The sequence below is a fragment of the Nibrella viscosa genome, from assembly GCF_039541875.1.
In the GTDB taxonomy this organism is placed as follows: domain Bacteria; phylum Bacteroidota; class Bacteroidia; order Cytophagales; family Spirosomataceae; genus Nibrella; species Nibrella viscosa.
Genome location: NZ_BAABHB010000005.1, coordinates 442,429 through 454,945 on the forward strand (window position 1 = coordinate 442,429; position 12,517 = coordinate 454,945).

The 12,517-nt window shown below is 51.6% G+C and carries 14 protein-coding genes; 7 read left to right on the forward strand and 7 right to left on the reverse strand.

Annotated features, from left to right (window positions below; translation table 11 throughout):
- The first annotated feature begins 60 nt into the window (after positions 1 to 60).
- A complete protein-coding gene (gene pfkA / locus ABD931_RS15725) occupies positions 61 to 1,035 on the forward strand; it encodes a 6-phosphofructokinase (protein ID WP_345268724.1) in 975 nt (324 codons plus the stop codon).
- Positions 1,036 to 1,037: 2 nt separating this feature from the next.
- Here pfkA and ABD931_RS15730 read toward each other — a convergent pair whose 3' ends face one another.
- Complete coding sequence (locus ABD931_RS15730) at positions 1,038 to 1,823, reverse strand: YdcF family protein (RefSeq protein ID WP_345268726.1); 786 nt, start codon at positions 1,821 to 1,823, stop codon at positions 1,038 to 1,040.
- A 103-nt stretch (positions 1,824 to 1,926) separates the two neighbouring features.
- Between ABD931_RS15730 and ABD931_RS15735 the strand changes: the two genes are divergently transcribed.
- The gene (locus tag ABD931_RS15735) at positions 1,927 to 3,366 is read left to right on the forward strand and encodes a DUF5106 domain-containing protein (RefSeq protein WP_345268727.1); all 1,440 of its coding nucleotides are present in this window, start codon (positions 1,927 to 1,929) and stop codon (positions 3,364 to 3,366) included.
- Between the two features lie 32 nt (positions 3,367 to 3,398).
- Here ABD931_RS15735 and ABD931_RS15740 read toward each other — a convergent pair whose 3' ends face one another.
- Together ABD931_RS15740 and ABD931_RS15745 are read right to left on the reverse strand one after the other, a co-directional pair.
- On the reverse strand, positions 3,399 to 4,328 hold the full coding sequence (locus tag ABD931_RS15740; RefSeq protein WP_345268729.1) for a DUF58 domain-containing protein: 930 nt from the start codon (positions 4,326 to 4,328) through the stop codon (positions 3,399 to 3,401).
- Between the two features lie 305 nt (positions 4,329 to 4,633).
- A complete protein-coding gene (locus tag ABD931_RS15745; protein WP_345268730.1) occupies positions 4,634 to 5,080 on the reverse strand; it encodes a septal ring lytic transglycosylase RlpA family protein in 447 nt (148 codons plus the stop codon).
- Between the two features lie 269 nt (positions 5,081 to 5,349).
- Here ABD931_RS15745 and ABD931_RS15750 point away from each other — a divergent pair, with 269 nt between their 5' ends.
- Positions 5,350 to 5,670, forward strand: coding sequence for a DUF3276 family protein (locus ABD931_RS15750; protein WP_345268731.1), 321 nt, complete (start codon positions 5,350 to 5,352; stop codon positions 5,668 to 5,670).
- Positions 5,671 to 5,841: 171 nt separating this feature from the next.
- Positions 5,842 to 6,945, forward strand: coding sequence for a redox-regulated ATPase YchF (ychF, locus tag ABD931_RS15755; protein WP_345268733.1), 1,104 nt, complete (start codon positions 5,842 to 5,844; stop codon positions 6,943 to 6,945).
- Between the two features lie 54 nt (positions 6,946 to 6,999).
- Here the strand turns inward: ychF and ABD931_RS15760 are convergent, their stop codons facing one another.
- The 3 genes from ABD931_RS15760 to ABD931_RS15770 all read right to left on the reverse strand — a co-directional run bounded on the left by ABD931_RS15760 (position 7,000) and on the right by ABD931_RS15770 (position 10,172).
- Positions 7,000 to 7,755, reverse strand: a complete 756-nt coding sequence (locus ABD931_RS15760; protein WP_345268734.1) for a LytR/AlgR family response regulator transcription factor — start codon at positions 7,753 to 7,755, stop codon at positions 7,000 to 7,002.
- A gap of 3 nt (positions 7,756 to 7,758) precedes the next feature.
- A complete protein-coding gene (locus ABD931_RS15765; RefSeq protein WP_345268736.1) occupies positions 7,759 to 9,327 on the reverse strand; it encodes a sensor histidine kinase in 1,569 nt (522 codons plus the stop codon).
- Positions 9,328 to 9,533: 206 nt separating this feature from the next.
- Entirely contained in the window at positions 9,534 to 10,172 is a 639-nt protein-coding gene (locus tag ABD931_RS15770; protein ID WP_345268737.1) for a sensor histidine kinase, read from the reverse strand.
- A 49-nt stretch (positions 10,173 to 10,221) separates the two neighbouring features.
- On the opposite strand from ABD931_RS15770, the gene ABD931_RS15775 reads away from it, so the two are divergent.
- The 3 genes from ABD931_RS15775 to ABD931_RS15785 all read left to right on the forward strand — a co-directional run bounded on the left by ABD931_RS15775 (position 10,222) and on the right by ABD931_RS15785 (position 11,582).
- Positions 10,222 to 10,347 carry a hypothetical protein gene (locus tag ABD931_RS15775; protein ID WP_345268739.1) on the forward strand — a complete coding sequence of 42 codons (126 nt, stop codon included), beginning with the start codon at positions 10,222 to 10,224 and terminating at the stop codon, positions 10,345 to 10,347.
- A gap of 158 nt (positions 10,348 to 10,505) precedes the next feature.
- Complete coding sequence (locus tag ABD931_RS15780; RefSeq protein ID WP_345268740.1) at positions 10,506 to 10,658, forward strand: hypothetical protein; 153 nt, start codon at positions 10,506 to 10,508, stop codon at positions 10,656 to 10,658.
- A 21-nt stretch (positions 10,659 to 10,679) separates the two neighbouring features.
- Complete coding sequence (locus ABD931_RS15785; protein ID WP_345268741.1) at positions 10,680 to 11,582, forward strand: alpha/beta fold hydrolase; 903 nt, start codon at positions 10,680 to 10,682, stop codon at positions 11,580 to 11,582.
- 344 nt (positions 11,583 to 11,926) lie between these two features.
- On the opposite strand, the gene ABD931_RS15790 is transcribed toward ABD931_RS15785, so the two are convergent.
- Positions 11,927 to 12,178, reverse strand: a complete 252-nt coding sequence (locus tag ABD931_RS15790) for a hypothetical protein (RefSeq protein WP_345268742.1) — start codon at positions 12,176 to 12,178, stop codon at positions 11,927 to 11,929.
- Between the last annotated feature and the right edge of the window lie 339 nt (positions 12,179 to 12,517).

Below are 12,517 nucleotides of genomic sequence, written 5' to 3' on the forward strand. Positions count from 1 at the left end.
TTTGCAGGCTGATTTTCCGAACCCTCTGAGTATATAGTACTACCATAAATTGACCAACCTATGAAACGAGTCGCTGTGTTTACCTCTGGTGGCGATGCTCCGGGGATGAACGCCTGCATCCGGGCTGTAGTCCGGGGGGCTGTTTACCACGGAGTTGAAGTATTTGGCATCCGTCGGGGGTATAACGGCATGATAAATGGCGATATATTTCAGATGACCTCCCACTCTGTCAGCAACATTGTGCAGCGGGGCGGTACCATTCTGAAATCAGCCCGCAGCCGGGAGTTTATGACGCCTGAAGGCCGCAAAAAAGCATACGAGCAAATTCAGAAATTCGGTATAGAAGGCCTGGTGGCCATCGGCGGAAACGGTACCTTCACGGGAGCTACTATTTTCTTTGATGAGTTTGGAATTCCAACGGTCGGTGCGCCGGGCACCATTGATAACGATCTGTACGGTACCGACCATACCATTGGCTTCGATACGGCGGTAAATACCGCGCTGGAGGCCATTGATAAAATTCGGGATACGGCCGATTCACATGACCGCATTTTCTTTATTGAGGTGATGGGCCGCGACTCGGGCTACATTGCTATTCAGTCGGGTATTGCCGGGGGGGCCGAGCTGGTGATGGTGCCGGAGGTGCTGACACCTATATCCGAGGTTGTTGAAACCCTGAAACAAGGCTGGGATCGTCAGAAATCCTCATCCATTATTGTGGTCGCCGAAGGTGATGAAGAAGGGAATGCCACGGAAGTAGCCGAAAAAATCAGCCGGCAGATTGGTACGGAAATCGATATGCGGGTCACCACACTGGGGCATATTCAGCGCGGAGGGATTCCAACCGCCTACGACCGCATTCTGGCCAGCCGGCTGGGCCTCGGTGCGCTGGAAGGCCTGCTCCACGGGCAGAAAAATGTTATGGCCGGTGTGGTCAACAATGAACTGGTCTATACTCCTTTTCGCGACACTATCCGCCTGCCCAAGCCTATCAACGAAGACCTGCTCCGGATGGTAAAGATTCTGAGTGTATAACCTTAGCAATACCCCGCCAGTCTGTACGTAATCAGGCCGGCTATCTCGCGGATAATGCTGTGGGCATCCTGCAAAGCCTCTTCTGTGGGTAGCAGCCAACTGGCCGGCGACCAGGTGCGGGCGTGCCCCCGAAAGGCTCCCGGATACGGCACTACCCGAATGCCCTGTTTTTGAAAACAGGCTTCGGCCCGGCGCATGTGACTGGCCGATGTAACCAGAATACACCGATCGGTTTGCAACTGCTCACGCAATATTTTCGCAGAGTACAGTGCGTTTTCGTACGTGTTACGTGATTTCGGTTCCCAGAGGATATCCTGGGACCGAACTCCGGCCAGCCGCAGAAACTCAGCGGCTGCCTGCCCCTCCTGAACGACGGAAACCGGAACAACAAACAGATTACCCGACCCACCACTAATCAGAATTTTTCGAACAATCCCTGTTTTATACAAGTAGAGCGCCTGTCCCATTCGGTCAGCTTCACCGGCTAAGAGTGGGTGTTGGGGTATAATTCGCTTACTGACGTTGACCATACCCCCGGTCAGCACAACCGCTACCCGGTTGTGCGCTATGGTGTCGGTGGGTAAGGCGGCCGGTGCGGGTTCCCACCAAATAACCAATTCGTTGGTCAGGCAACCATTGCCCAGCATCCAGAACAGAACCAGCGCCACCCCCACCGCCCACCGCCGTCGCGTCTGGTTCCGGGTAGCAACGGCAAGCAGCAGTGTGCAGAAAAGCCAGCCTGCCGGTGTTAGCAGATAGGATATGGTTTTTGACAGGAAATAGAACATGAACGTATGCGAAGAAGCTGGGTAGCTTCGTTTTACAAAGGTGGCGCTTCGTGACAATCAGATTTAAACCGTAAATTTGTAGCTAACGGCTGATATTGTTTGCATGCTTTCTATGAAAAAATACTTCTTTAGCTTTCTTCTGCTGGTCGGGTTGTTGTCCTCCGTATCGGCGCAAACGCCTGAAGGATACCGCATCAACGCCCGAATCAAAGGCATACAGAATAAGCCTTGCGTACTGGCTCATTTTTATGGTTCAACCCAGTATATTCCTAAGGATACTGCCCAGGCTGATGCCGAAGGCCGGATGGTCTTTGAAGGCAACAAACCCTTACCGGAAGGTCTCTACCTGGTAGTACTACCCTCCGGTAAATACATGGAACTTATCATCGGCAATCAGAACTTCTCGTTCGAAACAGATACCACCAATTTTATCGGAACCATGCGGGTGAAGGGCTCGCGGGAAAACGAATTGTTTTTTACCTATCAGCAACACCTCGGAAAGCTTTTTGATGAAATGCAGGCGCTTAATGAGCAAAAGAAGGTTGGGGCCGATAAAAGCGTCATGGCCAAGTTCGACACTCAGATCGATCAGATTCAAAAGCAGATGCAATCCTACCGGGATTCTTTTCTGCTGGCCAACAAAGAAACATTCACGGCCAGCCTGCTGAAAGCAACCGCAGAACCACAGATCCCAACTGCCCCCAAAGCCAGCAATGGCCGCCCAGACTCTATCTGGGTGTTCAATTACTACAAGAATCATTTCTGGGACGACTTCGACTTTTCCGATGAGCGTTTTGTGCGGACACCCATTCTCCAGAAGAAGCTTGACCGGTACATCAAAGAACTAACCGTGCAGAGTACCGACTCACTGATCAAGGCCGCTGACTTTATTGTAAACAAGGCCAAAGCTAACAAGGATATTCTGTCGTACACGATCTGGTACATCACCAACCAGTACGAGCAGCCAAAGGTAATGGGTACCGACGGTCTGTTTGTCCACATGGCAGAAACGTATTATTTAGCCGGAGTAATACCTGTATCAGACCAATCAACGCTGGATAAGATTCGGGAGCGGGTTAACACGATGAAGCCGCTACTGGTCGGAAAAGTGCTGCCGACGCCGATGGTTAGTGACACGCTCAAAAGGCCTCTTAGCCTGATGAACATCAAAGCCGATTATACGGTGGTCTTCTTTTACTCACCTACCTGCGGACACTGCAAAGAAGCTACCCCGAAACTGAAGAAGTTTGCTGATGCCAACAAAGGCAAAGGGGTGGAGGTCTTTGGCATCGCCATCGACGAAAGCCCCGACACCTGGAAAAAGTTTATCCGGGAGTATAAAACCGGCAACTGGGTCAACGGCTTTGATTACAATAACCGCGTCGATTACCGGCGTCAGTTCGACGTGTTCTCTACGCCCACGGTGTATATTCTCGATAAAAACAAAAAGATTATTGCCCGCCGGCTCCCCGTTGAGCAGGTTGAAGATTTCCTGAGCTTTTATAAAAAGCAACAGGCCGAGAAGATGGCGGCTGCGAAGTGATTGTAGACCGGAATTACATTCCGGGGTACGTCTCACCGCATCTTCGTCCGCTTTACCAGATACGACGTCAAAATCTGGTCGAAGCCTTTGGCGATGTCGGCTTCGATGAAGTCGATTTTGTACTGCCCGCAGCGCATTTTGAGTTCGTGGAAGTATTCCTTCACAGCTTCCTGATAAGAAGTCCGGATTTGTCCCGGTTGCAGTTTCACCCGCTCACCCGTCTCCAGATCAATAAATTCGTAGGGGCGTTCGTCAAAAGCGAAGTCCTCTTCAGTTTGCTTGTCGGTGACATGAAACAGCAGTACCTCATGCAGATTGTGCCGCAGGTGTTGGAGCGATGAGAACAAGGCTTCAAAGCGGCTGCTGTCAGGCGCCCCGGCATTCTCAAACATATCGCTGAAGATAATCACCAGCGACCGCTTGTTGATCTTCTCGGCAATCTCGTGGATAACATCGGCCGCCGACGTTTTACGCTGAGGCATCGGCTGCTGCAGCAGGTTATCCAGATTACTGAACAGTTTATGCACGTGCGACGGGGTAGACCGCACCTGAGTTTGTGTCTCTACGGCATCTGAGAACGTAAACAACCCCACGGCATCTTTCTGCCGCTGGAGCATATAAGCCAGGCTGGCGGCCGCCATCACGCTGAAGGTGATCTTACCGTAATTCTGCTCCGGATAATACATGGACGACGAAGTATCGATCAGGATCACGCAACGCAGGTTGGTTTCTTCTTCGTACCGCTTCACAAACAGCTTTTCGGTTTTGCCGTACACCTTCCAGTCAATATGGCGGGTACTTTCGCCGGTATTGTAGAGCCGGTGCTCGGCAAACTCTACCGAGAAGCCGTGAAAAGGCGATTTATGCAAACCGGTAATAAAACCTTCGACGAGCTGGCGGGCCAGAAACTCCACGTTACCGAATTCGCGCACCTGCGCCAGATTAAGCTGCTGTTTTTTCATGTGTGTAGGGGATGCAGGACGTTGGATAGTAGACGTTGGACGTTAGACTAAAGAAAGATACAGATTGTTTATCCTCAATTTACAGGTGTTTTCCTTTTTCCTGGTCCAGCGCCTAACGTCCACTGTCTAATGTCTGGTGTCTACCATCTAACGTCCAACATCCAGCATCCAATGTCTTCAGAAAAGAAAAACCTGATTGGCCGTACGGTTCCGCCAGGAATTGCACTCAGGTGTTCGGCGGAAGTCGTACGACAAATCAGGTGATAATTCCGCGCTAGGGCGGTCCGGCACCAGGGCCGGTAGCGTTACTGCTGGTTAACCGGTCCTGCCAGCGAGAGCAGTTCAGCGGTGTTCCCATAGGTTAAAACGTTCGGCGCAGCGGTCAGAAAATCACGCGCACCGACGACACGAACTTTCACATTGGCAATTCCTCTGCTTACGATGCCAAGTGATTTTGCGGCCGCCCTGGAGAGGTCAATGATACGGCCTTTGATGAATGGCCCCCGGTCATTGATTCGTACAATTACGGACCGGTTGTTGTGGAGATTGGTCACTTCCACTAAGGTGTTGAACGGCAGCGTTTTGTGAGCGGCAGAGAATACATTTGGGTTTACACGCTCACCGCTTGTCGTTTTGCGGCCATTGAATTTGCGAGAGTAGAACGAAGCCTTACCCTTCTGTATGAGACCCTTTGGGGCCTCCACTGCTTTCATACTGCTCGAAAGCAGCATTAAACACATGATTACACTCATACAGCGTTTGGTTTGGTGAAACAAAGAGGAAGCATACCGTTTCTGACAACGCTACACTATCCCAACGCGAAAAAGTGCAATTCCTATTCGGCAAAGGTACGCCAAAGCCTCTAGAAAACAAAGCTTAATACATATGAAAGCGCCGGATTGACGCAGATTAAGCCAAATGAACGCTCCGTCGTATCAAAAATTAATTTGCCTTGAATCTTTTGGAAGTGACACTAAACCGCTTATTTTAGCGTTTGCGAAACCTATAAACCTCACTGATTGTGGAAGAAAAAGAGAAGGAAAAAATTTACTCGAAACGAGTCAGGGCGGGCAAACGCACCTACTTTTTTGATGTAAAATCGACGCGGGCAAACGACTACTACTTAACCATTACTGAGAGCCGCCGGCATCCGCAGGGAGACGGCTTTGTCTACGAAAAACATAAGATGTTTCTCTACAAAGAAGATTTCGCAAAATTTATTGAAGCCCTCCAGGATTCCGTTGATTACATCAAAACCGAACTGATGCCCGACTTCGACTTCTCCCAATACACCGCCCGCGAAGAAATTGACGAGTTTGGCAGTGACCTGAAGTGGGATTAATTCCATCATTCTGACCGTATTCCTTCAGCCTCGGCCCCGCGTCGGAGGCTTTTTTGTTGTAATTTTGTATTTAAGTCGATAGTCGATGGTCGATAGTCTTTAGTAAAAGAGCACTCTTCTACGGACGACTATCGACTATCGACTATTGACTATCGACTAACAACTAAATTCATGGGTTTACAATGTGGTATCGTGGGTTTGCCGAATGTGGGCAAGTCTACCTTGTTTAATGCAATCTCGAGCGGCAAGGCCGAAGCGGCCAATTATCCGTTCTGTACAATAGACCCCAACGTGGGCGTAGTGACCGTACCCGACGAGCGGCTGGATACGCTGGAAACGCTGGTGAAGCCGCAGAAGGTGGTGCCGACCATTATCGAGTTTGTCGACATTGCCGGTCTGGTCAAAGGAGCCAGCCAGGGACAGGGGCTGGGTAACAAGTTTCTCGCCAATATCCGGGAGGTAGACGCGATCGTTCACGTGATCCGCTGCTTCCAGGACGAGAACGTGGTTCACGTAGAGGGCCGCGTCGACCCGATCTTCGATAAGGAGATCATCGACACTGAGCTACAGTTAAAAGACTTGGAATCGGTCGATAAGAAGCTACAGCGGATTGAGAAAGCCGCCCGCGTCAGCGGTGATGCCAAAGCAAAAGCGGAACTGGAAACGCTGCTGAAGTACAAGAAGGCGCTGGAGTCGGGCAAGAGCGCCCGCACAGTGGATGTATCTGAGGAAGAAAAACAGGCTGCTATCGGCGACATTCACCTGCTGACGGTAAAACCGGTGATCTATGTGGCCAACGTAGATGAAGGCTCGCTGCCCAACGGCAATGAATACTCGGAGCGCCTAAAAGAAGCCGTTAAAGACGAAGGGGCCGAGGTGGTGATTATCAGCGCGGCCATTGAGTCGCAGATTGCCGAGATGGAAGATCCCGACGAGCGGCAACTGTTCCTGGAGGAGTATGGCCTGACCGAATCGGGTTTGAGCAAGCTCATCAAGGCCTGTTATAGTCTGCTGGGTCTGATTACGTACTTCACCGCCGGGGTAAAAGAAGTACGGGCCTGGACAATCCGCAAAGGCTGGAAAGCGCCCCAGGCGGCCGGTGTGATTCATACCGATTTCGAGAAGAAATTCATCCGAGCGCAGGTAATTAAACTTCCTGATTACATACAGTACAAAACGGAAGCCGGCGTGCGAGAAGCCGGTAAACTGGGTGTCGAAGGCAAGGAATATGTGGTGCAGGACGGCGACATTATGGAGTTTCTCCACGGCGCATAAAACAGAAGAGCGGGCCAAACGGTCCGCTTTTTTTCCTTTGTACGGGACCATACCCTACGCATCCAGCCAGTCCTTGAAGGTGCTGACCTTCTCTTTGCTGATAAATACCTCCTCCCGCGGATCGGGCTGGAGCTCGAGCTTCAGTTTGCTGCTGGAGTAGGTATGAATGTTGCGGATGCACGACATGGCTATCAGAAACTGCCGGTTGGCCCGGAAAAAGTCGGCCGGATTCAACATACTGGTCAGTTTGTCAAGACTGTAGTCGATGGGCAGCCGCTGGTTATCTCTGGTGACCAGAAAGGTAATTTTCTCCTCGCTGTAGAAGTACGCCACCTCCGATGTTTCGATGGTGCGCAGCCGGGTACCAACGGTGATCAGGAACCGGTTTTTGAACTCCTGCTGCGGCCGGCCAACGACCTGACGTAGCGCGTCGAGGTCGGTTTGGGAGAACTGCCGCTTCATAGACTGGTATTTCTGCATGGCCGCCGACAGCCCCTCAAAGCTGACCGGTTTCAGCAGGTAATCGATGCTGTTGACACGGAAGGCTTTGACCATGTATTCGTCAAAGGCAGTTGTAAAAATAACCGGCACCGACAGCGAGACCTGCTCAAAGATCCGGAAACACAGGTCATCTTCCAGGTGAATATCCATAAAGATCAGGTCCGGCTCTTTGTGGGTTCTCAGCCACTGCACCGTGTCCTGCACCGACGGCAATTGCGCCAGCACGTTGATGTCAGGGTCGTATTTTTGGAGCAGACTCTGGAGCCGGTCGGCGGTCAGGTCTTCGTCTTCAATGATAATAACGTTCATAACTTACGTAAGGTTGACCGGCAGCTCGAAGGCAAACGTGGCTCCCTTGCCGGTGTGGTTTTCGTACCAGATATCGCCCTGTAACAGATGGACTAACTTTTTAGCAATGGCTAGCCCCAGCCCGTTGGAGCTTTCGCCGGCGGTGGGCCGGGTCGACAGGCGCGAGAACTTGCGGAAGAGCTTATCGGCTTCCTCCAGCGGAATACCGGCCCCCTCATCCTGCACCCGAATAATCATTGACTCATCGCCCCGTGTTACATCAATCCTGATGCCCTGCCCCACCGGCGAGTATTTGATGGCGTTGGAGACCAGGTTATCCAGCACCTGCGAAACAGCGTTCTCGTCTGTTCGAATCTCCGACGGGCCACCGGGCCAGTTGATGGTCACCGATAGCTGCTTTTGCCGCAGGGGTTCTTTGTAAAGCTGCACCACCCGATTGATTTGCTCCAGCAGATCGACCGGCCCAACATGCATCAGCATCTTACCTGATTCGATGGAGTGGATACTTAGGAAATTAGTAATCAGACTGAGCATCTTATCGGCGCAGCGCAGCACCTGCTCGGTATGTTGCACGGCCTCCTCCGGGTTTTCGAGAATAGACCGGGCTTCATGCTGCAGGTTATAGAGCGGATTCTTCAGGTCGTGCGTAACAATCTGCATCAGCTCGTTCTTCTCGTCGTTCAGCTTTTTCAGTTCGCGGTTTTTCAGCCGGATCTCGAGGTTGCTGCGTTCGATTTCGCGGGCGTCGCTTTCGGCTTTTTCTTTGGCCTGCCGCAGGGCTTCTTCAAACTGCTTCCGCTCGGTTATATCCCGCATATTGGCCAGCAGCCCTCCAACGGCTTCATTGTCGAACTGATTCGACGCGTACGTTTCAACGTAGCGCATGACTCCATTGGCATCAAAGGTCCTGTATTCCTCCTTGGCATCCGGTACTTCACCGAATACCACTTTGCGAAACGCATCGATAACGCGCGGCCGGTCGTCGGGATGTATCCACCAAAACATCTCATCAGACTGGTTAATTACCTCAATCGGATACATGGTAGGTTTACTGGTAAACAGCATCTTCCCATTCTTATCGTAGATTTGGATGTAATCGGCAATGTTGGCGATCATAGCATGAAACCGCTCGGCAGTGCGCTCAATCTGGGCCTCCAGTTCTTTACGCTCGGTAATGTCGCGGAAGTTCAGGATAATACCCTGGATCAGCGGATTCTGAAGCTGGTTCGACGCCGTGGCCTCAATCCAGCGCCAGGTGCCGTTCTTGTGCAGGAACCGGAACGAAAAAATAATGGGCGTGGCCGATTCGCTCCTGACAAAATCAAAAAATGTCCTGCGGACCCGATCACGGTCATCGGGGTGGTGCAGCACGTACTGGCTGCGTAACAACAGTTCTTCGGGCTCGTACCCCAACACCCGCACTACCGACGGACTAATGTATCGCTCGATACCGTCTTTGTCGGATATAATGATCACGTCCGAGCTGTGCTCTATGAGCGCCCGGAAGTTGGTGAGCTGCGACTGTAACGCGGGGTCTAAAGGCATGGAGGTATCATAAGATATGGCTGGCATACCGGAATCTTTCTTATTTACAGTGGCGTGTCCGTAATCCGGCAGGGCAGCCGGTGAATTCTACACCGGAGGCTTTCGGAACGTGACCCAATAATGTTTGTCGATATCCTGTGTCTCCCGTTGAATCAACGGTTGAGCATTTCTCGTTTTATATAATAAAGATACCTTATTTGAGGGCATAAATGTCACAATTTAACTGGCTTTGTTTACCCCAACGATGCATCATTGCTTAGTAAAGGTACGTTTACGGTAAACAGGTTTTCCTGGGGTAGTACCTGCACCAGCCGGCCCGTCAGTTGCGCATAGCGGTGCTGAATGCCGGCCAGTCCCTGCCCCCGGCCACCGTCGGGCTGGCTCCGGATCTGGAGGTTATTGCCCACCGACAGGCAGCAGCCCTGCTCCAGATGACAGAGGCAGATATCGATCACCAGCGGGTCGGCCACCGACATGCGGTTGTGCCGGATGGCATTCTCAATAAGCAGTTGCAGGGTAAACGGCAGTAAGGTGTAATTCCCCATCGAGGCCGCCGACGGAATGTTGACCTTAAACTTCCGGGCGAAGCGTACTTCGAGCAGAAAAGCATACGACCGGGCAAAGCTGAGTTCTTCGTCCAGCGTCACGCGCTCATTGTCGCGGTGCTCCAGCAGGTAGCGGTACACCCTGGCCAGGTGGTCGATAAACTGCTCCGACAGGTCCGGGTCTCTCCGCACCAGCGACGATAGTACACTAAGGCTATTAAACAGAAAATGCGGGCTGATCTGGTCTTTCAGCGCCGTAAACTGCGCCTGAAAGTGATGAGGGGGCAAGGAATGTATGGCGTTCATATCAGTGTCGTCGTCTTTCATAGTTGAGCGAGTACAGGTGATGGATTATCAGCGTATCGCGACTACTCCTATGCAAGCTACGCTTGGCAGCCCCGCCGACGAAATAAAGTCTGCTGAAACCGCCTTTTCGACCGAAGAAACCGGAAAACAGTACCCTGAAATTCTATTCCGGACCATCATGTACAAACGCTATTAAAACTTGATTTCGAAAACTGACAAAGTATTTGTATGTTGTAACGCATAGATTTTCAGCATAAATCCCTATGCTTTATTGCCATATTCTCGTTTTGCTGACCTTGACTTCCCGACTGCTTTCGTTGGCCTTGCTGCTTTGGGTAACCAGTTTGTCGGTAGGTGCTCAGGTCGCTTACCGGTGAGAAGAATCTGGTAGGGCTCGATGGCTATATCCCGCAGCTACCCATCCGACACATTCCCGACGAGACGCACTGGGTTATCCACAAAAAGCCCGGTTTGGTCAACCAGTATATCCAAGAATTTATCAAGTAGCAAGTCAACCATTTTAAACACATGAAAGCCATCTATCTCAGCTGCTTATGCGTGGCGCTATGGCTGCCTGGTGCCCGCCTACAGGCTCAGCAAATGGCCACGTCCACCCCGGCCAGCCTCAAAACCGCCCCCGATAAATACCTGGCGTTTGATGATGTCCGGCTTCGGTATCGCGATTTCGGAAAGGGCGAACCTATTGTTCTGTTGCATGGCTACTCCGACAACCTGGAAATGACCTGGTCGGAAGTGGCCGATTCGCTGGCAAAAACCAACCGCGTCATTGCCCTCGATCAGCGGGGCTTTGGCAAGAGCAGCAAGTTCAGCGACCCGGCTCATTACCAAACCGGACTCTTTACCGATGTCATTCGCCTGCTCGATTCGCTGGGTATTCAACGGGCGCATATTATCGGGCATTCGATGGGGGCGTTGGTGGCGGCCAACGTGGCTCTGCGCTATCCCAAACGGATGGCAACGGTAACGCTGGTCAGCGGAGCCATGTATCCTGATTCTGCCTCCCTCCCAAAGGCCATCGGCAACAATATGACAATTGATCTTCGCCAGGGACGTGGTATATCCGGCATTGTGGCTTTCTTTTACCCCACGCTCACCGATACGGCCATGATTCAGGCCATCAATAAAGACGTGATGTTACGCAACGATCTTGGTTCGCTGATAGCTGTTAGTCAGGTAACGCCATCGTGGCTAATTTCTCAGAAGCAAGCCACCAAAGCCCCTATGCCCGCTCTGCTCATGGCCGGGACCAATGATCCACTACTCCCTACATCGCGGCAGGTGGCGGGGCACTGGCCCGGTGCTCGTTTTGTGGAAGTGGCCAATGCAGGTCATGATGATGTGTTGCAGAAGCCCGAATTTTTGCGGGAAGTTCGGGCGTGGCTGAAAGCCGGCTCCAGAAGAAGTCGATAGCGTACTTTTCTCATTATGAGGCAGGACTTACTGGTATAGGTATTGGTCCCGGTGATCGGGTCCACCTAAAGACATTTGAGCTAAACGACAAGGGCGAAGCAACTGCTCTGGCGGCTATGCAGACCAACGGCAATTTTAAAGCTACCCGAAAAGTTGCCAAACCCGTAGCTGAGAAGAAAGCCTAACCTGTAATCTTTCCTAATTCGTAATCCCGTCTCATATTCTGCCGCCCCTGCCATGAACAACCAGGCTGGTTTAGACCCGGAACAAAAAACCGGGGTGGTGGCCCCGGCTTTTTCTTGTAAGGTTGCTTTATGTGTGGATAGTTGCGTGGTATGCAATCGTTAGCTTTTTTCAGCGCCCAGCATCAGCCGGATGCCCTTGCTTACCAGCGTCTGCTTGTGGGCATCGGTCCGCTGGCAGTGCCGGTTTGTCGATGGTATAAATCCCCGGTTGGTAAACAATGATGGTCTGGCAGAAGTAGCGTTGTGCAGGCACACCTTCGAGTCTGCCGGCATGGGTATTTCCAGTGTCAGGCTCTGTACTCCCGTCAGTTTGCTGATGATCAGCAGCGCGATTACCATGATTGTTTTCATAATCGAAACTGTTATGTGTGGATGACGAGTCAAAGATATAGCCGACCCCGGCCCAGCGAAAGTAAAAGACGATGAACTGGCAAAAATCAGGGAGGAACCGGGCAAACGGGGGCCTCAATTGCTGTACCCCGGAATGCAATTCCGAACCTGTAGAACGGAATTGCATTCCGTTCTTTGAGTTTGCTTTAACAACTCGGTTGAAACGGAATTACATCGCTTCGGCCTTTAGATTTGATTCATTGTACGATTCCAGGACGAGTCGTATAACTTAGGGCCACTCACAAAAAGTGAGCGACCAACCCCAGCAGGGACACCTTAACGCTTCGGCCAGGCAAAACC